19 protein-coding genes are annotated in these 21420 nt (G+C 65.8%); 9 read left to right on the forward strand and 10 right to left on the reverse strand.

Annotated elements, in window-relative coordinates; genetic code table 11:
- The 3 genes from QOC69_RS22540 to QOC69_RS22550 all read left to right on the forward strand — a co-directional run.
- The coding region (locus tag QOC69_RS22540) for a PucR family transcriptional regulator (protein ID WP_526443741.1) at positions 1–1071 on the forward strand (1071 nt) is incomplete at its 5' end.
- Positions 1072–1436: 365 nt separating this feature from the next.
- Positions 1437–2081, forward strand: coding sequence for a DUF7144 family membrane protein (locus QOC69_RS22545; RefSeq protein WP_526443743.1), 645 nt, complete (start codon positions 1437–1439; stop codon positions 2079–2081).
- On the forward strand, positions 2078–2677 hold the full coding sequence (locus tag QOC69_RS22550; RefSeq protein ID WP_526443745.1) for a sigma-70 family RNA polymerase sigma factor: 600 nt from the start codon (positions 2078–2080) through the stop codon (positions 2675–2677). Before QOC69_RS22545 ends, QOC69_RS22550 begins: the two co-directional genes overlap by 4 nt.
- A gap of 513 nt (positions 2678–3190) precedes the next feature.
- Here QOC69_RS22550 and QOC69_RS22555 read toward each other — a convergent pair.
- Positions 3191–4072, reverse strand: a complete 882-nt coding sequence (locus tag QOC69_RS22555) for a lysophospholipid acyltransferase family protein (protein ID WP_526443747.1) — start codon at positions 4070–4072, stop codon at positions 3191–3193.
- An 83-nt stretch (positions 4073–4155) separates the two neighbouring features.
- Between QOC69_RS22555 and QOC69_RS22560 the strand changes: the two genes are divergently transcribed.
- A complete protein-coding gene (locus QOC69_RS22560; RefSeq protein WP_526443749.1) occupies positions 4156–4725 on the forward strand; it encodes a TetR/AcrR family transcriptional regulator in 570 nt (189 codons plus the stop codon).
- 23 nt (positions 4726–4748) lie between these two features.
- Here the strand turns inward: QOC69_RS22560 and QOC69_RS22565 are convergent, their stop codons facing one another.
- From QOC69_RS22565 to QOC69_RS22575, 3 genes are read right to left on the reverse strand one after another with little or no spacing between them, the layout of a single operon-like run.
- A complete protein-coding gene (locus QOC69_RS22565; protein WP_526443751.1) occupies positions 4749–6917 on the reverse strand; it encodes a xanthine dehydrogenase family protein molybdopterin-binding subunit in 2169 nt (722 codons plus the stop codon).
- Entirely contained in the window at positions 6914–7891 is a 978-nt protein-coding gene (locus QOC69_RS22570) for an FAD binding domain-containing protein (protein WP_526443753.1), read from the reverse strand. The genes QOC69_RS22565 and QOC69_RS22570 overlap by 4 nt, the downstream gene beginning before the upstream one ends.
- A 6-nt stretch (positions 7892–7897) precedes the next feature.
- Entirely contained in the window at positions 7898–8524 is a 627-nt protein-coding gene (locus QOC69_RS22575; RefSeq protein ID WP_526443755.1) for a (2Fe-2S)-binding protein, read from the reverse strand.
- A gap of 289 nt (positions 8525–8813) precedes the next feature.
- Between QOC69_RS22575 and QOC69_RS22580 the strand changes: the two genes are divergently transcribed.
- Positions 8814–9212 carry a hypothetical protein gene (locus QOC69_RS22580; RefSeq protein ID WP_526443757.1) on the forward strand — a complete coding sequence of 133 codons (399 nt, stop codon included), beginning with the start codon at positions 8814–8816 and terminating at the stop codon, positions 9210–9212.
- On the opposite strand, the gene QOC69_RS22585 is transcribed toward QOC69_RS22580, so the two are convergent.
- Entirely contained in the window at positions 9202–10200 is a 999-nt protein-coding gene (locus QOC69_RS22585) for an NADP-dependent oxidoreductase (RefSeq protein WP_526443759.1), read from the reverse strand. The genes QOC69_RS22580 and QOC69_RS22585 overlap by 11 nt on opposite strands.
- Before the next feature lie 90 nt (positions 10201–10290).
- On the opposite strand from QOC69_RS22585, the gene QOC69_RS22590 reads away from it, so the two are divergent.
- From QOC69_RS22590 to QOC69_RS22600, 3 genes are read left to right on the forward strand one after another with little or no spacing between them, the layout of a single operon-like run.
- Positions 10291–11463 carry an acyl-CoA dehydrogenase family protein gene (locus QOC69_RS22590; RefSeq protein WP_526443761.1) on the forward strand — a complete coding sequence of 391 codons (1173 nt, stop codon included), beginning with the start codon at positions 10291–10293 and terminating at the stop codon, positions 11461–11463.
- Positions 11460–12479 (forward strand): LLM class F420-dependent oxidoreductase, encoded by a 1020-nt coding sequence (locus QOC69_RS22595; RefSeq protein ID WP_526443763.1) that lies wholly within the window; start codon positions 11460–11462, stop codon positions 12477–12479. The genes QOC69_RS22590 and QOC69_RS22595 overlap by 4 nt, the downstream gene beginning before the upstream one ends.
- Positions 12469–12945, forward strand: a complete 477-nt coding sequence (locus QOC69_RS22600; protein ID WP_526443765.1) for a winged helix-turn-helix transcriptional regulator — start codon at positions 12469–12471, stop codon at positions 12943–12945. The genes QOC69_RS22595 and QOC69_RS22600 overlap by 11 nt, the downstream gene beginning before the upstream one ends.
- Positions 12946–12958: 13 nt before the next feature.
- Here the strand turns inward: QOC69_RS22600 and QOC69_RS22605 are convergent, their stop codons facing one another.
- Complete coding sequence (locus QOC69_RS22605; protein ID WP_526443767.1) at positions 12959–13432, reverse strand: Lrp/AsnC family transcriptional regulator; 474 nt, start codon at positions 13430–13432, stop codon at positions 12959–12961.
- A 145-nt stretch (positions 13433–13577) separates the two neighbouring features.
- Here QOC69_RS22605 and QOC69_RS22610 point away from each other — a divergent pair, with 145 nt between their 5' ends.
- The gene (locus tag QOC69_RS22610) at positions 13578–17045 is read left to right on the forward strand and encodes an indolepyruvate ferredoxin oxidoreductase family protein (RefSeq protein WP_526443769.1); all 3468 of its coding nucleotides are present in this window, start codon (positions 13578–13580) and stop codon (positions 17043–17045) included.
- Positions 17046–17087: 42 nt separating this feature from the next.
- Here the strand turns inward: QOC69_RS22610 and QOC69_RS22615 are convergent, their stop codons facing one another.
- From QOC69_RS22615 to QOC69_RS22630, 4 genes are read right to left on the reverse strand one after another with little or no spacing between them, the layout of a single operon-like run.
- A complete protein-coding gene (locus tag QOC69_RS22615; protein WP_526443771.1) occupies positions 17088–18266 on the reverse strand; it encodes a pyridoxal phosphate-dependent aminotransferase in 1179 nt (392 codons plus the stop codon).
- Positions 18263–19150, reverse strand: a complete 888-nt coding sequence (locus QOC69_RS22620) for a fumarylacetoacetate hydrolase family protein (RefSeq protein ID WP_526443773.1) — start codon at positions 19148–19150, stop codon at positions 18263–18265. Before QOC69_RS22620 ends, QOC69_RS22615 begins: the two co-directional genes overlap by 4 nt.
- Positions 19123–19812, reverse strand: coding sequence for a cysteine hydrolase family protein (locus QOC69_RS22625; RefSeq protein ID WP_526443775.1), 690 nt, complete (start codon positions 19810–19812; stop codon positions 19123–19125). The genes QOC69_RS22620 and QOC69_RS22625 overlap by 28 nt, the downstream gene beginning before the upstream one ends.
- A gap of 8 nt (positions 19813–19820) precedes the next feature.
- A complete protein-coding gene (locus QOC69_RS22630) occupies positions 19821–20954 on the reverse strand; it encodes a MurR/RpiR family transcriptional regulator (RefSeq protein WP_526443777.1) in 1134 nt (377 codons plus the stop codon).
- Positions 20955–21420 lie beyond the last annotated feature (466 nt).

The following is a 21420-nucleotide window of genomic DNA, read 5'->3' on the forward strand; positions in this document are numbered from 1 at the left end:
TACCATCCTGCTGCCGAGCCCGTGAAGTGGCCTGTGGGCGCGCGAACACCGACCGCGGGCAACACCCTCGCATCGATGGTGCAGCGCACCGGCGGGCCTGCCCGGATGGACGACTACGAGGACGTCGCCGGGGTTATCGCAACACACGTGCGTGCGGTGGGCATCCGCGCTGCGGTGGGCGTCCCGGTCATCATCGATGGACGCGTGTGGGGCCTGGCGGCGGTGGGTATGGCGCGACCCGGACCCATGCCGGCCGACACCGAGGACCGAATCAGCGGCTTCGCCGAACTCGTCGCGAGTGTCGTGGTGGCCGGACATCGCGACGAGCAGAAGAGGCAACTCCTTGGCGAGACATCTCAGCGTCCGTTTCTGATCGCATCGTTGCTCGAAGGGCGAGCCATAGACCGCTGGAGCTCGTGGGAAGCGGCCAGTGGTCTGCGGCTGCCTGCCAATGGCCCGTTCGTGGTCATGGCGGCGGAGATTCCCGCCGCCGGTAGCGAGGCGTTACCCGACATCGAATCGAAGCTGCGCAGCCGCGATGTGTATTCGGCCTGGCAGCTGGAACCCGATCTGCAGGTCGGGATCGTGCACGTCAAGTCTGAGCGGCATCTCGACGAGGTTGTCGCCCTGGTGTCCCGCTTGGCGACGACTCGAGTCGGGGTCAGCGCGCGCTTCGACGATCTGCGTGACACGCCACAAGCTCTGCACTTCGCCAAGGTGATGCTCCGCGGCCGGCCCGATGAGGCCTCACCGGTCGCGGTGTTCGACGGCTCGATTCTGGCCACCGCGGCAGTCAGTGCCCCCGAGGTAATGGTGAAACTGATTGGCAACGCATTGGACGGCTTTGACGACCTCCCGGACGCCGACCGCGAGATGCTGTTCGAAACGTTTCGGGTGTGGCAGGACAATGACGCATCGGTACGCAGCGCCGCCGAGGTTCTCATCTGTCACCCCAACACCGTGCGCCATCGACTGCGCCGGATCGAGAAACGCACCGGCCGATCCCTTTCGCGGCCAAAGGACGTCGTCGAACTATGTCTGGTCTTCGAGGTGCGCCGCCGTCTCATGTAACGACCTGGATGGTTGTCGATACATCGACGCCGGAACATCGTTGTATCGGACGACAACGCGTGATATCGGTGCAGCAGCCAAACTTGGGTGTAGCGCCGTCAAAGTGGATGTGCGACCGCTCCGTCATGAACGAAGCGAATCCATAGCGATGTCAATCACATTCGCTGGAGCGCGATGAAAGGCTTCTGCCCGGCCGCCAAAATACTGCAGAGATCACGATGTGGCCGTGGGTGATTGGTTCGCTCTCACTCGCTGCAGTGGTGAATCACATTGCCATCGCCCTGTGCCGGCGCGCGCAGGCTGCCACCGAACCTGATCCTCGTGAGCGGTGGTGAGTGCGCGTCTCCAACGATTGAAGAGCATTGTTGGACAACAACTGTGGAAGTGGACAAACTGCTCTCGTCGATGAGCCCGACCGAGCCGGGAGCGGCCATGAAGCGCTTCTCCACGGCGAGTCATCTGCGTTGGGTGTTGGTGGCGACATTTCGAGGCGTGTTGTGTTGTCCGGGAGGATATCGACACCCGTGGTGAGGGGCTCGACGATCGAAGGGTCGACAGACCGGATTGACCCGCACAGATCGGAGATCGCAATGACCACTAGTTCTCAAGACGTGGAGCGTGTAACAGCGCAGGAGTCGCAGGGGGGTGCACCGGTTGCAGCAGCAGCCCTCATGCTGACAAGCGCGATACTGACGTTCTTCGTCGGCATTTTCGCCCTTACCGCCGACGACTTGGTGTTCTCGGGGCACGGCTATGAATACACCTTCCGAATCTCCGGCTGGGGATGGGTGAACCTCCTGACGGCGTTGGTGGTGGCCGCAGTCGCCATTGGCCTCTTCGTGAACGCCACTGCGACATGGGTTGCGGCAGTCGTCGTCGCCTGCTTGGCCATGGTGGTGTCGTTCCTCTGGATGCCGTACTACCCCACTGGCTCAATTGTCTTGATAGCCCTTGACGTGGCGGTCATCTGGGGCGTCGCGACGTGGGGCACGTCGCGTGGCTCGGCATGAGTTCGACGACCGATAGTGTCGGTTCTGAATTGAGGGCCACGTTCGAGCGCGATGTCGTCTCGATGCGCGACCCGCTGTATCGCCACGCATACCGCCTGAGCCGGAATCACGAGGATGCTGAGGATCTGGTCCAAGAGACGATGATGCGAGCGTACGCCGCGTTCCATACCTTCCGGGCGGATACCAATCTGAAGGCCTGGCTGTTTCGAATCCTGACCAACAGCTACATCAACGCGTACCGCAAGAGCAAGCGGGAACCCGCGCGTTGCGCCACAGATGAGGTCACCGATCACGGGTTGGCGAAGGTCTACAGCCGTGCCATTCCGGCGGGGATGCGCTCGTCCGAGGACCAAGCTCTGGAATTGTTGCCGGACAACGACATCAAGGCGGCGATGCAGGCTCTGCCACGGCATTTCCGCGACGTGGTGTACTACGCCGACGTCGCGGGATTCCGCTACAACGAGATCGCCTCGATCATGAACACTCCGAAGGGAACGGTCGTATCGCGGCTGTGGCGCGGCCGAAAGCGACTCCGCGTGTTGCTCGGCGACGGCGTCGGTGGTGCTGGCCGGGCTGCCCTTCCCGCCACCGGCTAACATCCCCGCCGGACACGTGATGCCGCGGAGGTGAACGCGTAAACCGCGAAACGACCAGTGCTGCGGGGTATCCCGGCACTCCGTGAGCGGACGACACCGTACCGGACGAGGGTTGCGAGCGCGTTGCCGCCGCGGCGCCTTCCTCGCAGAATCGGGCCTGCCATCCATCCACAGACGAAGCCCACGAAGAAGAACCCGCGTGCGCGTCGCTTGTTCCTCCGCACAACGGCTGATGCGACATGTCCACATATCGCGGCAACTACGGCGACCGCGACGAACAGCGCGATCATATGTGTCGGTCCGAGCGACCCCATATCGCAACCTCCGGGCCGTCGTCTGGGTAGGCCGCTTGCAGGATCCAACCACCGTTCTCGCCGGAACGGCATTGCTGGCCATGTTCGTGACCAAAGCGAGCATGAAGCGTTAGCGGCCCGCTGCCGGAGCCCCGGAGAGCGATGGTGACGACGGCGAAGGGTCCGCGATCCCCAGCCGAGCTCCCGATGAGGCGAGGTGTCAGTACTCGGCCGGCGGCTGCGTCGCGCTGCGCCAGGCCAGGGGGTTCAGCTCGCGGTACGGATCGCCACCACGGACGACGAGGAGGTCGGCCAGGATTTGCTCGAGTGATTCCTGGGTGTTCTGCTTGACGGTGGCGACCCACTTCGCCTGCGAGACCCGTGCGGGCTTGGTGGTGTCGATGGGGGCACCGAAGCGCAGGTACATCCGCTGCGGCCGGGGAATCAGGGTGGGTCCGATCCCATGCACGAGCGGCATGGCCATGTCGGTGCGACCGGACAGCTTCTCGGTGATGCCCTGGCTCAGCCGACCCCACAGACCGTCGCGCGTGGTCAGGCTCCGGTACATGTCGTCGCCACCTACGAGGCCGACTGGCACGATCGGATACTCGTTCTCGACGGACAGGCGGGCGAATCCGGCGCGGCCCTGCCAGCGCACCGTGTTCTCCTCACCCTTGAACTTCGGGATCTCACGGCCACCACCGGGAAACACCAGAATGGGTTCGTCATGGCGCATCAACTCGCGCGCCGTCTCCGGCGCCCCGACGACCGCACCGCAGGCCGCGAGCAAGTCGGCGGCCGGGCCGCGCATCCGGCCGATGCTACGGTCGGTCAGCGGCCGCACCCTGATGCCGATCTCGCGCCGCACCAGGTACGGGACCAACAAGGCCTCGACGCCGCCCTGGGTGTGGTTGCCCACCAACAGGAATCGTCCATCAGAGGGCAGGTTCTGCTGCCCGTCGACGTACGGCCGGGAGAGGTCGACGAGCGGTCCGACCCGATCGGCGACGGTCTCTGCGACGCGGCGCCAAGCCTGGACCCGCTCTGGTGGATTCATGATGGTGTCGATGTCGACGGGGTCCACTGCAACCGCTCCACCCATCGAAACCCTCCTTGCACGTCGCTGATTGAGACTGATGTCACCACCATACCGAACGAACCAGTTCGTCTGTGTATGATTTGGCTGTGAGAAACGCCACCGAGCTGCGCGGCGAAATCCTCGCGGCCGCCCGAACCGAGTTCGCCCAGTACGGGTTGGCCGGCGCCCGGATCGACCGCATCGCAAGATCCGCCCATGCCAGCAAGGAACGCCTCTACGCGCACTTCGGCGACAAGGAGGCCCTCTTCCGCGAAGTGGTCGCTGCGGATGTCGCGGAGTTCTTCGGTGCCGTCACGCCGCGTCCCGACGCCGTCCCCGAGTGGGTCGGCAACCTCTACGACCTGGCCTGCTCGCGGCCCGAGCACCTGCGCATGATGACGTGGGCACACCTGGAAGGCTTCATCCTCGAGGAACCCCGCACCGACGGCGACCCCATCCCCGTCCAAGCCATCGCGGCGGTCGAGGCCGCCCAGGCAGCCGGTCACGTCGACCGCGCGTGGCAGCCGGTAGACCTGCTCGTCGTCCTCTTCGGGATCGGCCTGGCCTGGGCCCACTGGCCCGACCCGCACGCGGTCACGGACAGTGCCACCCTCATCGCGCACCGCCGCGCCGCCGTCGTCGAAGCCGCCACCCGGGTCATCGCCACCCGCGCTTGAGCACGGTCGGGGCAACCGTTACTTCAGAGCAACTTCTCGATGGTGATGGGGAGGTCGGTGACGCGCTTTCCCGTTGCGTTGAATACGGCATTGGCTATCGCAGCGGGCACGCCGACGATCACGACCTCGCCGAGTCCCTTGACTCCGATGGGATCGGCGATCGTATCCTCGGCCCTCACGAAGGTCGCGTCGAGCGCGGGAACATCGGCGTTGGCCGGGACGAGGTAGTCCGACATGTTCGCGTTCACGACGCGGCCGTCGCGGTGATCCACCTGGGTGCCCTCCAGGAGGGCCATTCCGATGCCCCACACCATGCCGCCGAGCGCCTGACTGTGCGCCAGTTTGGGATTCACGATCCGGCCCGCGTCGTAGGCCCCGAAGATCCTACGAATCCGAACCGTGCCGAGGCGTTCGTCGACGGCGACCTCGGCGAACACCGCCCCGTATGCGTACAGCGCGAACTGCGAGTTGGCGTCTCCGGGGTTCCAGGTCTGCTGGGAGTCGAGGCCCGGCAGGTTACGACGACCCAATAGGTCCTGATAGGTCTCGCCGCGGGCCGGGTCGTCGATGCGAAACATCCGGCCGTCGGCCACCAACACACCATCGGGTCGCGTACCGTTCAGCGGCGATCCCGGGTCCACCACCGCAGTACGAATGAACCTGTCGCGCAGCATGTTCGAGGCCGTGTAGACGCCCGATCCGACGCTGGCCATGGTCTTCGACCCCGAATGCGCCGGCGCCTTGGGAAACCGGCTGTCGCCGAGGGCGAAGCGGATCCGGCGCATCGGGATGCCGAGCGCGTCCGACGCGACTTGCGTCATCGACGTGTACGTCCCCGGGCCCATGTCGATGGTCCCGGTCTGCACGTCGGCGGTACCGTCGGCGTTCACCCTGGCCAGCACCTCGCACTCGTTGCGGACGGTGTGGTAGGCCGCCCCTGCCACGCCCATTCCGATCAGCTGGTCGCCGTCGCGGACCGACCGGGGGACCGGATTACGTTGTGACCAGCCAAAACTGGTCGCTCCTTGCTTCAAGCAATCCGTGAGGCGGCGGGTGGAGAACGGTTTGCCCGTCTCCTCGTCCACTGCGGGCTCGTTTCGCAACCGTAGTTCGATCGGATCCATGCCCAGCCGATGAGCGAGGTCGTCCATGGCGGACTCCAGCGCGAACGCACCCGAGCTCTCGCCAGGTCCCCGCGTGTACGTCGGCATGTTGACGTCCAGCCGCACCACTCGATACGTGGACCGCATGTTCGGGCTGCTGTAGACGAACCTAGGCAGGCCCATCAGGCCCTCTTCATAGAGCTGGTAGCGAGCGGCTTCGGTGTGGCCCTCGTGGACCGTTGCAGTGATACGGCCCGAGCGATCGGCCCCGATGGCGAGCCGTTGCCTGCTGGTGGGCCGGTAACCGATCCCGCTGTACATCTGCTTGCGGGTGAGCACCAGCTTGACTGGTCGCTGCAGTTCGCGAGCGGCGAACGCCGCCAACACCTGATGCGGCCAGGTGCGGCCTGCGCTGCCGAACGCTCCACCGACGAACGGCGCGAGCACCCGGACGTTGTCCGGGGGAACATCAAGGGCACCTGCGGTATTCGTCTGCGCTGAGGTGATGCCCTGGACCTTGTCCCACACGGTGAGCTGGTCACCGTCCCAGCTGGCGACCGTCGACGGTAATTCCATGGGGTTGTGGTTGTTTCGGGCGATCGTGTACCGAAGGTCGGTGACGACGGCCGCGCTGCGCAGCGCCGTGTCGGCGTCACCGCGCGCATAGTCGGGGGTGTCGGGAGCGATCTCCATGACCGCCTGCGGCGAATCGATGTCCGTCAACGGCGGTTGGCTCTCGTAGCGCACGTCCACCAGCGACGCGCCGTGCACCGCCGCCTCGAGTGTGGATGCCACGACCATCGCGACGGGCTGGCCGAAGAACGCCACCTGACGCGGGTCGAAGGGCAACTTGACGGCGCTGAAATCGGTCAGCACGCGCAGGACGTCCGGATGCGCGAGAGCCGTTGTCCCATCGATGCGTTCAACGGAGCCACGTGCCACGGTGCTGCAGACCAGAACGCCGTACACCAGGTTTGGGAGCGGGTTGTCGGCGGCGTAGCGTGCCTGCCCGGTGACCTTCAGCGGGCCGTCCACTCGGACGACGGGTTGCCCGAAGACGGGCGCGGGTCCGCGTACCGGCTGGGTCACGGCTGACCCGCTACCCTCTGGAGCTGACGCTCGACCGTGCGCTTGAGCAGCTCCACCTTGAATCCGTTCTCCGGCAGCGGTTTGGCGCCATCCGCCGCCCGCGCGGCGGCGACGCTCCACAGCGCTGCACCGGGAACTCGGCCCTGCAGGGCCTGCTCCACCGCGGGCAGTCGCCACGGCACCGTTGCGACCCCGCCGACTGCGACCCGAGCAGTGCGGATCACTCCGGCGTCGATGTCGAGCGCGACGGCAGCCGAGGTCAAGGCGAATTCGAAGGACTCTCGATCGCGCACCTTCAGGTAGCCCGAGCGGCGCATCTCCGGGCCGGTAGGCACGTCGACGGCGACGATGAGTTCACCGGGACGCAAATCGTGCTCGCGGTCGGGAGTGGTGCCGGGCTGGCGGAAGAACTGCGCAATCGGGATCTGCCGCTCACCGTCATTGCCCCGGACGACGACCACGGCGTCGAGTGCGACGAGCGCCACCGCGAGATCCGAGGGATGGGTGGCGACGCACTGCTCGCTGGCTCCGAGAATCGCGTGTCCCCGGTTGAGGCCGTTGACGGCGGCGCATCCCGACCCCGGGGTGCGGCGGTTGCAGCTCGCCGAGACGTCGCGGAAGTACAGGCACCGCGGCCGTTGCATGAGGTTGCCACCGATGGACGCCATGTTGCGCAGTTGTGCCGATGCACTCAATTCCAAAGCCTGAACGATGACCGGGAACTCGCGACGGACGTCGAGATGGGCTGCGAGGTCCGACATCCGCACCAGTGAACCGATCCGGAGCCGCGATGCCTGCAGATCGATCGATCGATACGGCAATCCGTTGATGTCGACGACGGCAGTCGGTCGTTCCACGGTTTCGCGCATCAAGTCCACCAACGTGGTGCCCCCGGCGATGTAGCGGGCACCCGAGGACGCGGCGGCAAATGCGGCCCGCTCGTCTGCGGCCTTGCTGAAGCTGAACGGGAACATCGTGGCCTATGCGCCGTTGCTCGTCTTGGCGATGGCGGTGACGATGTTGGTGTAGGCGCCGCACCGGCAGATGTTGCCGCTCATCCATTCCCGGATCTCGGCCGCCGAGCCGGTGTGTCCCTCCTTGATGCATCCGACGCCGGAGAGGATCTGCCCGGGGGTGCAGTACCCACACTGGAACGCATCCTCGTCGATGAACGCCTGCTGCAGCGGGTGGAGCCTGCCGTTGGTGGCCAAGCCCTCGATGGTGACGATGTCGGCCCCGTCGTGCATCGCCGCCAGCGTCAGACACGAGGTCACCCTGGTGTCGTCCATCAGGATGGTGCACGCGCCGCACGCACCCTGGTCGCAGCCCTTCTTGGTACCGGCCAGCCCGACCCGTTCGCGCAGCAGGTCCAGCAGCGAGGTCCGGTTGTCGACGGTGAGTTCGTGTGCCTCACCGTTGATGCGCAGGCTCACTGTCGTCTTGGTGTCTTCACCTGCGACCGGTTCCGCATCGTCACAGCCGGCCAGCAGTGAACCGACAGCAACCGCACCGCCGACGGTGACCGACGCACCGACGAACGTCCGCCGATTGACGCGAAACGCCGCTGCCAAGTGTTCGTCTGGCCCATCATCGTTGGGTTTGTCCACGATGGCTCCTCTAAGACCAAGGGTAATTGCCGTTACTGCACAGTTGCGCAGGTCCCCCCAGTTCAATCTAGAGGAAGTCCGAAAGCGTCGCCCGATCCTCATATCGAATGCACATGTGCACAGTTCGGGTATTCGCTGGCAAACTTCGCCCAGGGACGGCAAGCTGGCGTTCGGCAACCCACCGAGGTGCTCAGACACAATCGACATCGATTCCCAGAACAGGTCTGTCGTCGCCGACGCGTCGGTCTTCGCGGGTTACACCGCGCTCGTGTTCGTCCCCGAACGCGGTATGCGAAGAACGGACGGACCCGGGATCGTCGCGTTCGAGCTGGCAGGCACCGAGGCACAGGCCACGCAGATCATGGCCAGCCGGGGTGAGCGCGGTTGCCGCGCAGCACGGACATCCCTGAGGCTGGACTTCGGCTACGCGGCTTCCTACGGCGTCTTGACGGCGTTGTTGATCGATCGAATCAAGCAGCGGCACAACGATTCACGTCTGATCGGCCTCGTCGCAGGCGTCGCAGCCCTCCGCGATGCGATCGAAGGCGTCTCGTTGCTCTCCGTACTGAGAGGCACCGACACCGCCGTCAACGCGCGTCGAGCTCGCGGGGCCGCAATGACCAAGTTCGGTTTCCTCGCAGTCGTTTTGGGATACCTGGGCAGGCGCAGTATCGGCGTCAGGCCCTGAGGATGAGCTTGCCGGTGTTCTCACCGGTAAACAGCTTGAGCAGAACCTCGGGAAAGGCGCGAACACCGCCGTCGACGACGTGCTCGTGTGACGTCAACTGGCCGGCATGCAGCCACTGGGCGAGCTCGGCGGAGGCGGCCTGATATCGGTCCTCGTAGTCGAAGATGACCATGCCGATCATCGATGCCCGATAGACCAGCAGCGACAGGTAGTTCGCGGGGCCCAGCACCTTCTCCTCGTTGTACTGCGACACGGCACCGGAGATGACGATGCGCGCTCCGCGCGCCAGGCGGGTCAGGACGGCGTCGAGAACGTCGCCGCCGACGTTGTCGAAGTAGACGTCGACGCCATCGGGTGCGAGCAGGCGAAGGGCCTTGCGGATGTCTTCGGACTTGTAGTCGATGGCGGCGTCGAACCCGATGTCGTCGACCAGCGCTCGGCACTTGTCGGGTCCACCGGCGATGCCGATGGTGCGGCAGCCCTTGAGTTTCGCGATCTGGCCCGCGAAGTTACCGACTGCTCCTGCGGCGCCCGAGACGACCACGGTGTCACCGGCTTTGATCTTCGCGACGTCGAGGAGTCCGAAGTAGGCGGTCAACCCGGTGATGCCGAGTGCGCCCAGGTATGTGGTCGCAGGCGCAATCGACGTGTCGATCTTGATCACGCCCTTGCCGTCCGACATCGCATGCTCCTGCACGCCGAACGTTCCGTAGACGTGGTCGCCAACGGTGAAGCCGGGATGCCGGGAAGCGGTGACGGTGCCGATCGCTCCGGCGCGCATCACGTCGCCGATCGCCACCGGCGGGATGTAGGACGCGCCTGCGTTCATCCATCCGCGCATGGCCGGATCGATCGAGATGTGGGATACGTCGACGACGAACTCGCCTGCGGTCGGGACGGGAACCGGTTCCTCGGTGAACGTGAAGTCGTCGTGCGTCGCCATTCCGGCGGGGCGGGCGGCGAGGCGGACTTGGTGGTTGATCGTCATGGTGTCTCCATTCATCGACTTGACTAGCGTCGACACGCATAGTAAAGATATTGAACTAGTAATCAAAATAAACCATAGGAGGACTCGTCGATGACCGCAATGGTGCAGCGGGATCCCGCCGGATTCTCCGATCTGCTGGCCGAGGCCGAGAAGATCTCCGAGCTGGCGCGCGACATCGCCGTCGACAACGAGCGCGAGCGCCGACTGGTCCCGGAATTGATTGATCGCCTGCGGGATTCGGGTTTGATGCGCTGCGGCGCCCTCCGTACCTTGGGCGCTGTCGAAGCCCCACCGGGCATCGCTCTCGAGTGCGCGGAAACCATCGCTCGAGGAGACGCAGCGACCGGATGGTGTGTGTCCATCGCCATTACCAGCAGCCTGCTCGCCGGCTACCTCCCCGCAGCGGGCGCCGCCGAGACCCTCGGCGACCCGCGCTCGATCGCCGCTGGGGTGTGGGCACCGCGCGGCACCGCGCGACCAGTCGACGGCGGCGTTCGGGTGTCCGGTCGGTGGGCGTTCTGCAGTGGTATCACCCACTCCGAGCACTTCTTTGGCGGGTGCGTCCTCGTCACCGGCGCGGAGGAGGAAGGTGATCCGCCCGTGCTGCGGGCGGTCGGCATCCCGACGAGCGAGCTGGAGGTCCTCGACACCTGGCACACGTCGGGTTTGCGAGCCACCGGAAGCCACGACGCGGTCGCCGACGACGTGTTCGTCCCGACCCGCCGGATCCTGTCGCTGGCCGACGGCCCGCTCGTCGACTCGGCCCTGTACAGATTCCCGATATTCGGGTACTTCGCGCTGTCCATCGGGGCGGCGGCGCTTGGCAATGCACGCGGTGCCATCGACGACCTGCTCGACCTCGCCGGTCGCAAGGTCGCTCTCGGAGCGCGCCGCACCCTCGCCGAGAAACCGATGACGCAGGCGTCCGTTGGTCAGGCCGAGGCCGCGCTGCGCGCCGCCCGCGCCTTCTACTACCAAGCGATCGACGACGCATGGCGGGCCGCCGAGGCGGGCACGCCCGTCTCACTCGAGCTGCGCACGGCCCTCCGGCTGGCCGCCACGCACGCGGTTCGCACCTCCGCGGAAGTCGCTCGGTCGATGTACGACTTGGGCGGCGGCACATCGATTTACGAGACGTCGCCGCTGCAGCGTCGATTCCGCGATGCGAACACCGCGACCGCGCACATGCAGGTCAACCCCGCGATGTGGGAGACCACCGGACGCGTCCTGCTCGACCTGCCCACCAACACCAGCCAGTTATGAGCGACCGCTCGCTCGGTGTCGTGCTGCCCTACTGGCTCGACCAACCCGACGCCGAGGCGCTCGACATCGCGGCACAGGCGTGGTCGTGCGGGTTTCGTCGCCTGTGGATCGGCGAGATGGCGACGTTCGACGCCTTCGCGCTGGCCACCGCAATCGGGCTGAAGTCACCAGGTCTCGCCCTCACCGTCGGGCCGTTGGCGATCGGCGTGCGGAGTCCCGTCGCCCTTGCGCTCGGCGTGTCCAGCGTTGCGACCCTCACCGGTTGCGCCGTCGACCTGGCACTCGGCGCGTCGAGCCCCGTGATCGTCTCCGGATGGCACGACCGTGACTGGGTGGCAGCTCCGACGCGGATGCGGGAGACGGTCGACCTCGTCCGGCGGGCGCTAGACGGTGAGCGAACCGACTTTGCCGGCAAGCTCGTCCACTCACGCGGCTTTCGGCTGCGCAGTCCGCAACCCTCGACCAAGCTCACGGTCGCGGCGTTCGGACCGCAAATGACCCGGGTCGCAACGCAATCCGCTGATCAGCTCGTCCTGAACCTGGTCAGTCCGGCCCACGTCTCGGCCGTGCGCACATCCATCGATGCCATCGCCGAGACGCGCGGGGTCGTCGCGCCGCGATTGGCGGTGTGGGTGACCGCCGCAATCGACCCAGGACCTGCGACGCGGCGTCAAATCGCGTCACAGCTGGCGGCCTATCTGAGGCCGCCCGGTTACGGAGAGATGTTCGCCGATCTCGGTTACGGCGATCTCGTCGACAGCGCACGGGCAGGCGCCTCCCGGCGCGAGCTTGCCGACGCGATTCCGCCACAGCTTCTGGCGGCCGTCGGTGCCATCGGGACCGTGCCCGAGGTCGTCGCCCGGATCGAGTCCTACTTCGACGCAGGCGCGGACCACGTGGGGGTCGTCCCGGCGACAGCGGAGGATCCGGCCGGGCGTCGCGTCCTCACCGCGGTGCGCGAGCATTTCAGTGCCGAACTGCGCGATCAGACATCGGTGAGCGCTCATGGACGATGACTTCGATCGGCTCGCGCACCGCTTCAATGGCGACTCCGTCAGTCGCGCACTAGATCTCGTCGGCGAACGATGGACGATGCTGATCCTTCGGGAGGCATTCTTCGGCGTGCGACGCTACGGGCAGTTCGCCCGAAACCTGGGCATTCCCAGGCCGACGCTGTCGAGCCGCCTCGCCAAGCTCGTCGAGTACGGTCTGCTCGCGCGCATTCCCTACGGCGGCGGGCCCGTCCGCCAGGACTTCGAATACCGCCTGACCGCGGCGGGCCGCGACCTGTTCCCGGCCATCGTCATCCTGATGCGTTGGGGTGACACCTATCTCGCGGGCCCGAAAGGCGCGCCCATCGTGCTGACCCACGAATCCTGCGGCAACCTCACCGAGCCCCGGCTCACGTGTGACCAATGTGGCGACGAGATCACTGCGCACAACGTCCATCCGGACCCGGGGCCGTCGTTCGTGGACTCGTAGCCGGCCGGCGCACTCACTGGCCGCGTGCGAGCTGCTCCAGCAGCGGCCGCGTGCGGTAGGCGACGACCTCGTGCATCGCCACCGACATCGTGGTGCGCTCGACCCCTGGTACGGCCAGAACGAGGCCCGCCACGCGATACAGATCGTCGGCGTCGGTCGCGACCACGCCGATCAACAGGTCGGCCGCACCCGAGAGTCCCGTCACCTGGGTGACCTGTGCGACGGTCTGCAGCTGTGCGATGACCGGGTCCAGGCGGTGTTGATCGACCACCGCGGTGATGAAGGCCTGGAGGGGGTACCCGAGGTCACGCGGCGACACGCAGCGGTCGATCGGCGCCAGTACCTTCTCCTGATCCCACCGGGCCAGTCGCGCCTGCACGGTGTTCCGCGCCAGGTTCAGCGTGGCCGCAAGCTGCACCCCGGTGGCCCGCGGCGCATCACACATCGCCAGGAGCAGTCGAGCGTCGGTGCGATCGAGCTTCGTCACGACGCTCAGTATCGCACGTCACTTTCGGCTCAAGATGGGCAACATGCTCAATGGGAGTGGGGTTGCTTGCTCAATGTGCCACCCGGTGGTTCGCTTTAAGCATCAGGCAGCCCATACGGGCGAGCACGCAGAGGTGGTGAGTCGCATGACAGATCTCGACATTCGCAGGCCCGACCCGCAGCCCTACGACCTTGGCGATCGCTACCGGTCGGGATCGGGAGCGGTGGTCCTCACCGGCGTGCAGGCCATCGCGCGTGCGTTCGTCGAACAGCACGTGCGCGACGCGCGTGCGGGCCGACGAGTCGCGACGTTCGTCTCGGGGTATCAGGGCAGCCCACTGGGTGGGGTCGACCGGATGCTGGCCGGCATGCCCGAGATTCTCGAGGCGCACGACATCACCTTCGTTCCTGGCCTCAACGAGGAGTTGGCGGCCACCTCGGTGTGGGGCAGTCAAGCCGATCTGGCCACGTTCTCCAAGGGCACGGCACCCTACGATGGGGTGGTAGGTGTCTGGTATGGCAAGGGGCCCGGCCTGGATCGGGCGACGGACGCCATCCGGCACGCCAACATGTACGGCGTCAATCCGCACGGTGGAGTCCTGCTCCTGGTCGGCGACGACCCTGCCGCCAAATCCTCCACGGTGCCCGCCGTCAGCGAGCGGTCATTGGCCGCCCTCGGAATTCCGGTGCTGTTTCCGCGCAACGCCCGTGAGATCGTCACGATGGCCATGCACGGGGTGGCGATGTCGCGGGCGTCGGGATGTGTCGTGGCGCTGAAGATCGTCGCCGATGTGGCCGACGGCGCCTGGTCCGTCGATGGCAGCGTCGCCGACATCGACATCGTGGTTCCCCAGGTGCAGTGGGACGGAAAGCCATTCGTCTACCGCCAGCGGCCGATGGCCGCTCCCGCCGTCAGTCTGGACGCCGAGTCCGACCTCTACGGTCCCCGCGCGGAGGTGGTGCGCACCTACGGTGCCGCCAACCATCTCGACGTGATCGAGATCGATCCACCGCACGCGACGATGGGCATCGCCGCAACGGGAACGACGTTCGACTCGGTGCGCCAAGCGCTGGCCGATCTGGGCGCCGACGACGCGGCGCTCCACCGCGCGGGTATCAAGCTGTTGCGCATCGGCATGCCAACGCCGCTGGGACCGGACACGGTCGCGTCGTTCGCCGAGGGCCTCGATGAGATCCTCGTCGTCGAGGACAAGACCGCGTTCGTCGAGACGCAGGTGCGCGAAATCCTGTACGGCCGAACCGGTGCGCCGCGGATCGTCGGCAAGAAGGACGCAAAGGGGCGGTCGCTGATCCCGGTCAGCGGTGAACTCACCGCCGGACGTCTGCTGGCCCCGTTGCGCCGCGTGCTCGGCAGTCGACTGGAGCTCAAGAAGCCGCCGCCACCGGCGTTGACGCTGGAAGTGCTTCCCGCGCAACGCGCCGCGTACTTCTGCAGCGGCTGCCCGCACAATCGCTCGACGGCGGTTCCCGAGGGATCCCTGGCGGGCGGCGGGATCGGGTGTCACACCATGGTGACGATGTCCAACCGGCAGGACAGTGCCGTCACCGGGCTCACCCAGATGGGTGGGGAGGGCAGTCAGTGGATCGGCCAGGCCCCGTTCACCGATGTCCCGCACATTTTCCAGAACATCGGCGACGGCACCTTCTTCCACTCCGGCCAGCTCGCGGTGCAGGCGTGCGTCGCCGCAGGCGTGAACATCACCTACAAGCTGCTCTACAACGAGGTGGTGGCGATGACCGGCGCCCAGACCGCCGAGGGTGCACTCAACGTCGCCAAGCTGACCCACAAGCTGACCACCGAAGGTGTCAAACAGATCATCATCTGTGCCGACGAACCCCATCGGCACGACAAGCGGGCGCTCGCCAAGGGCACCATCCTCTGGCATCGGGACCGCCTCGACGAAGCCCAGAAGAGACTGCGCGACGTCAAGGGCGTGACCGTCCTGATCTACGACCAGCACTGCGCCGCCGACGCACGCAGGCAACGGAAACGCGGCACCCTGCCCACCCGCAACACCCGGGTACTCATCAACGAGGCGGTCTGCGAAGGCTGTGGTGACTGCGGCGTCAAGTCCAACTGCCTTTCGGTGCAACCGGTGGACACCGAGTTCGGACGTAAGACCCGCATCGACCAAACCTCTTGCAACACCGACTACAGCTGCCTGGATGGCGACTGCCCGTCCTTCGTCACCGTCGAGGTTCGACCCGGCAAGAAGCGCCCCACCCGGAGCGCGGCCGAGCCTCCCGTCCTGCCCGACCTTGCCATCGAGCCGGTGACGTCAACGCAGAACGTGTTCTTCGCTGGCATCGGCGGCACCGGAATCGTCACGGTGAACCAAATTCTCGCGACCGCGGCGCTACGTGCGGGCTACGACGTCGAGAGCCTGGATCAGATCGGACTGAGTCAGAAGGCGGGCCCCGTCGTCTCGCATCTGCGATTCGCCGCCGCCAAGCTCGATCCCTCCAACCGGCTCACCCCTGGTAGCGCGGACTGCATCGTGGCATTCGATCTGCTCACGGCCGCTGACACGAACAATCTCGGATACGGCGACCCGGGCAAGACGATCACCGTCGTGTCGACCAGCAAGACCCCGACCGGCGACATGGTGTACGACAAGGCCGTCACCTACCCCGAGACGCCCTACCTGCTCAACCGCCTAGGCCAGGTGTCGCACGCCGTGCATTCCTTCGACGCCTTGGCTGCGGCCCACGCGTTGTTCGGCAACACGGCCGCGGCCAACCTGATGCTCGTCGGTGCTGCCTATCAGGCTGGGGCGCTTCGGCTTCCGGCGGCGTCAATCGAGGAAGCCATCGGGATCAACGGTGTCGCCGTCGATGCCAACATCGCGGCCTTCCGCTGGGGACGTCTCGCCATCGCCGACCCCGTGCGCTTCAACGCCGTTGCCTCACCCCCGTCCGAGCGGCAGCGGCCCCCGGCGCCTGCGCACGTCCTCGCCGGCACCACCTTCTCCGGACACGTCGGCGACCTCATCTCGCGGCGGACAGCGGACCTCGTCCAGTTTCAAAGCGAGAAGGTTGCGCGTCGATACGCCACACTGCTGCAGGCGATCTGGACGGCCGAGCGTGCGGTGACCGACCGCACCGACTTCAGCGAATCGGTGGCCAAGGGGCTATACAAGTTCACCGCATACAAGGACGAGTACGAAGTGGCGCGGCTGCTTACCGATCCTGCATTCGTCGAGTACGTCGAGTCGGAGGTCCCGGGCGGCGAGCGCCTCACCTACAAACTTCACCCACCCGCGCTGCGCGCCATGGGCCGAAAGAAGAAGATCGGCCTCGCCCCACGGAGCCACGTCGCACTGCGCATTCTCGCGAAGGGGAAACGACTGCGCGGCACCATGTTCGATCCATTCGGTTACGCGCAGGTGCGCAAGGTCGAGCGCGCGCTGCTGGCGGAGTACGAGGGCATCGTGTCCCGGCTGGCGGCCGAACTCGACACGGCCAACTATGACCGGGCCGTGACGATCGCCGCCCTGCCCGAGGTCGTCCGCGGCTACGAAGGCATCAAACTCGCCAATGTCGACGTCTACCACGGCCGGCTGCGGGATCTCGGGATTGCTCCCTCGCGGTAGGTGCCGCCGCAAGAAAGCGCGGATGCTCCGGACATGGCTGGATCAGCGCGGTGTCCAAGCAGCAAGCGCGCGGCACGCGGCGCTGATCACGACATCGCTTGGGGCGTATGTCAATCGGATGTGATCGACGTACTCCGAGCCGAATGCTTCGCCGGGAACCACTGCGATCCCGGCAACATCGAGGAGGGATTCGGCAACCTGAGCTCCACTCATACCGGTCGCCGAGACGTCTGCCCACACGTACAGCGCACCTTCCGGCACGGACAGCTGGAATCCTGGAACCGTGTCCAACGCGGAGCACAGCTCGTCGCGTCGTCGGGCGTATTCGTGGACCATCGCGCCGATCTCGTCTTGGACTCCGCTGTCGCTCAGTGCGACGACCGCCGCGCGCTGGACGAACGCGGGCGCACAACCCACACTGTTCTGGATGAACCCCTCTAGTGCCTCCTGGGCCGACTCCGGAGCCGCGATGTAGCCGATGCGCCAGCCGGGCATCGCGTGCGACTTCGAAAGACCGCCGATGGTGAACGTGCGGTCGGCGAGTTCTGGGTGCGCAGCGGGAGCGCGATGCACGACCCCATCGAATCGGATTTGCGCGTAGATCTCGTCCGAGACCACCCAGCAACTACTCCGCCGGCAAGCCTGCGCGACGGCGGTGATCTCCCCCTCGTCCAGCACGCGTCCGGTCGGGTTGCCCGGCGTGTTCAGCACAATGGCCCGGGTCCTGTCGCTCATCGCTGCGAGAAGCTCGGTGCTCTCGAAGCGGTACCCCGTGGCGGCGTCGGGCAGGACGCGGCGCACGGTCGCGGACAGCAACGTGATCATCGGTTCGTAGCTGACCCAGTGCGGTCCAACCACCACTACTTCGTCACCTGGTTCCAGGATCGCCGCCAGGCTCGCGTAGACGCCGTACTTCGCCGACGGCACCACGTAGACCCGGGAGCTGGGCACGTCGACACCATGGTCCCGCGCGAGTGCCTCCGCGGCCGCCGCGCGTGCTTCGGGCAACCCGGCGCTCGGCGTGTAGCGGGTGTACCCGTCCCGGAGCGCCTGCTCGGCTGCTTCGACGATCCGCGCAGGCGTGGCGAAACTCGGTTCGCCGGTTGCGAGGTCGAGGATGGTCTTGCCGGTGGCACGCAAGGCGGCCACGCGGCGCGCGATCTCGTAGGTTGCCGACTTCGGCACCGGACGTGCGGTTGGCAGTGCTTGCAGAGTTGTCATGCCAGTGCTCCTTGAAGTTGCTTGCGCAATCGAACGGTGTTTTGGATCGAGCCGATCTGTGCGATCGAGCATTCGACAACGTCGCCGTTCTGGAGGAAGTCGACCGACGAATCGCCAACTGCCGTGCCCGCGGGACTGCCTGTGAGCACGACGTCCCCGGCTCTCAGCGGTGCGGCACGCTCGATCGCGGCGATCAATTCCACTGCCGAGTGCACCATTTCGTCAAGGAAGGCGTGCTGTCGCAGCACGCCGTTGACGGATGACCTCATCTCCAGTTGTCCGAGCTCGGGCAATTCGTCGGCGGTCGTGATGTACGGACCGATCGGGCACGAGCGTGGCGCCGACTTCGCACACGTGATCGTCGGGTCCGTCTGCTGCAGCGCGCGCAGAGTCAGATCGTTCGCGACCGCATAGCCGAAGACGGATGAAGGGCTACCCACGGATGCGGACGGTCGACAATCCACCACGACGGCTAGCTCGACTTCGTAATCGCAGTGCTGGTCGGGCGTCGACGTGATCATGAGGGTATCGCCGCTCGCTGCCAGCGTGCTCGGTGATCGTTCGAACAGATGAGGGATCACCGACGCGGACATCCCGACCTCGGCCGCGTGGGCAGCGAAGTTCGCGCCCGCTCCCACGATCCGCTGGTTGGGCGTGATCGGGCAGTGCAACGCGTCCGCGTGCACCAACTCGTCCGCCGGCTGTGGGTAGCCCCACGATTCCCAGAGCCGCGCCATCGCGATGGCCGTGCCCGTGTCCGCTGGGTCGACGCCTAGACACGGCATCGGCAGCCACTGCTCAGAATTCGTCGAGACGGCGAACCCGATCCAGCTGCCGCTCGAGATGCGGCCGAGCCTCACAGCGAGGCCCCGGCCTGCGTCCATGCCTCACTGATTTCCGCGGCCGTCGCATGATCGCACCGGTATGCGGTGAGTACGTGCATCGCGGCCTCGTGCAGCGACCGGTCGTCGCTGGCGACACCATCGCGGACCAACGTGACGTAGTAATCGCGCGAGACGGCATCCCTGATCGTCGAGTCCACACACCCTTCGGTCGTGCAGCCGGTCACGACGATCGACTCGATACCGTTGCTACGCAGCAGCATGTCGAGGTCTGTGCCGGCGAACCCGCTCGAGCGCCGCTTGTCGACGACGGCGTCGCCGTCGCGGTAGCCCAGACCTTCCAGGAAGTCGTGTCCCCAGCTGCCCGGGGTGGCGAAGTCGAACTCCGGCTGTTCGGATCGTCCGTACGTGTTCTTCATTCTCAGTTCGAAGCGCAACTGCGCCGGGGACTGGAAGAGTTCGGTCTGCGAACTCGTAACTCGAATCCAGATGATCAGCACGCTGGCCGCACGCGCCGCGTCGACAAGCGACGCGATGGTCGGAACAATCGGGGGATATGCGCTGATGTCGGCCCCGGCAGCAGCAAAGGCGCCGTCAGCGTGGCACAAGTCGTTCTGCATGTCGATGATGACCAGCGCAGTCGAGCTCGGCTCGACCAGTTCGTCCAAGGTCTCACGCACCTGCGCGCGTCGGATGGTCAGCATGGTGTCTCCTAAGTGATCTGGGTGTCGCTAAACACCGAGTCGATGCTCTTGAGAGCCGACAGGGAACGTTCGGGATTGCTGTGGATTACCGCGGTGACGATGGCATTGATCAGCGCCACGGTCGCGGTCAGCGAGTTGCTGAGCTCGGTCGAGTCGGTTGGCACTCGCAGCACCTGTTGGGACGCCCGGGCGACGCCTGATTCCGAGCTGTCGGTGATGGCAGCTGTCTGGATGTCGGCGGCCGCGGCGCGGATGAGGAGTCGTTCGCTCGATGCGATGTACCGCCAGAACGAGATGCCGATGACTAGATCGTCGGTTCCCAGGTCGGCGATGTGTATGGCCGTTTCGATCTCGGTGTTGGGTGCGATCGCGTCGACCCCTGCGAGGCGGAGCAGGTGAGCAGCGAGTGATGCTGCGTGCGAGGAGAGTCCAGACGCCACGATCACCGTGCGGCGTGCCGCTGTGATCGTCTCGGCCAGCTCGGCGATCTTCGCCGCACTATTCCACTCCGCGGCGAGCGCGATGTTGGCGCTGTCGCGGCTGAAGACACCGGGCACGACGTCTTCTTCGGTCTGCCCCGCGGCCAAGGTTCTGGATATCTTCTCAGCGGCAGTGCGGAACCGCGTGTAGTCGTCACGCAGTTGGGCTTTGAGCCCGGCGAAGCCGTCGTAGTCGAGTTCGTTGCAGAGCCGAACGACGGTTGCGCCGTCGACGCCGGCCTCTTGCGCAAGGGACTCAACGGTGCGCAACATCAGGGCAGCAGGGTCGGTGAGCATGATCTGGGCGAGCACGCGCCTCTTCGGCGTCAGGAACGGCATGCGATCGCGTAGGCGAGCCTCGAAGTCGGCTGTCGCGGAGCTTTCGGCCGGAACAGGGGACTGCTTTGTCTTTGCTTTTGACTCCCCCTTCTTCTGCGGTGCTGGACCGGTGGGCGATCGACGCGCGACCTTCGGTTTCGTCCGTGTGGGCGACCCCTTTTCGGGCTCGGGTTTGTTCTTCGAACGTGCCACCCTCGCCATCAGGACTCCTCTACGAATCGGACGTGTACAGCCACATTCGGATACTCCAGCGGAGTAGCGCGCCCCGCTGCGCCGGGCCACGGGGTTGGGTAGTCGACGACGTCGAATGTCGCCTGCGCCCATCGCCGCCCTTCGCCGGATGCTTGCGCAAGCTGACGAGGCTTCACGCTAGCCGAGTTCCTCAACCGGTGCAATCCGCGCTGCACGATCGTCCATGGTGTGCAACATTCTATGCATGAACCTCGGATCGACCGGCCGTGAGGATCCTACGAACACCCGGGCGGTGCAATATTCGATGCAGACTGATATATCAGTGCAACAGAATCAGCAACTTTCTGTGACCAAAATTGCCATTATGCAGCAAGGGATTTGGCGAATCCAGGAGGCGATCGTCTCCGCTCTGGGGTTGACAGCCGATCACCCCGAGGCTCTAATTCCACATATTCTCTCCAGCGCCATACCACACAACGACCTGCGATAGTCCGCTGTGTGGTGCGTCTTGGAGACCGGATCTACTGGCGAGAGGCTAGAGACAGATGGCCAATACTGTTCCCACATCATCGAGTGCATCAGGCGACGGACCGAAGCT

The organism is Mycobacterium sp., assembly GCF_032162105.1.
In the GTDB taxonomy this organism is placed as follows: domain Bacteria; phylum Actinomycetota; class Actinomycetes; order Mycobacteriales; family Mycobacteriaceae; genus Mycobacterium.

Bases quoted from the DNA above. Each gene is read 5' to 3' on its own strand.
- QOC69_RS22595 (WP_526443763.1), top strand. From the start codon at position 11,460: ATGAGCGACCGCTCGCTCGGTGTCGTGCTGCCCTACTGGCTCGACCAA.
- QOC69_RS22550 (WP_526443745.1), top strand. From the start codon at position 2,078: ATGAGTTCGACGACCGATAGTGTCGGTTCTGAATTGAGGGCCACGTTC.
- QOC69_RS22585 (WP_526443759.1), bottom strand. From the start codon at position 10,200: ATGACGATCAACCACCAAGTCCGCCTCGCCGCCCGCCCCGCCGGAATG.
- QOC69_RS22625 (WP_526443775.1), bottom strand. From the start codon at position 19,812: ATGCTGACCATCCGACGCGCGCAGGTGCGTGAGACCTTGGACGAACTG.
- QOC69_RS22555 (WP_526443747.1), bottom strand. From the start codon at position 4,072: ATGGGTGGAGCGGTTGCAGTGGACCCCGTCGACATCGACACCATCATG.
- QOC69_RS22590 (WP_526443761.1), top strand. From the start codon at position 10,291: ATGACCGCAATGGTGCAGCGGGATCCCGCCGGATTCTCCGATCTGCTG.
- QOC69_RS22630 (WP_526443777.1), bottom strand. From the start codon at position 20,954: ATGGGCGCAGGCGACATTCGACGTCGTCGACTACCCAACCCCGTGGCC.
- QOC69_RS22615 (WP_526443771.1), bottom strand. From the start codon at position 18,266: ATGACAACTCTGCAAGCACTGCCAACCGCACGTCCGGTGCCGAAGTCG.
- QOC69_RS22600 (WP_526443765.1), top strand. From the start codon at position 12,469: ATGGACGATGACTTCGATCGGCTCGCGCACCGCTTCAATGGCGACTCC.
- QOC69_RS22620 (WP_526443773.1), bottom strand. From the start codon at position 19,150: ATGGACGCAGGCCGGGGCCTCGCTGTGAGGCTCGGCCGCATCTCGAGC.
- QOC69_RS22580 (WP_526443757.1), top strand. From the start codon at position 8,814: ATGCGAAGAACGGACGGACCCGGGATCGTCGCGTTCGAGCTGGCAGGC.
- QOC69_RS22570 (WP_526443753.1), bottom strand. From the start codon at position 7,891: ATGTTCCCGTTCAGCTTCAGCAAGGCCGCAGACGAGCGGGCCGCATTT.
- QOC69_RS22610 (WP_526443769.1), top strand. From the start codon at position 13,578: ATGACAGATCTCGACATTCGCAGGCCCGACCCGCAGCCCTACGACCTT.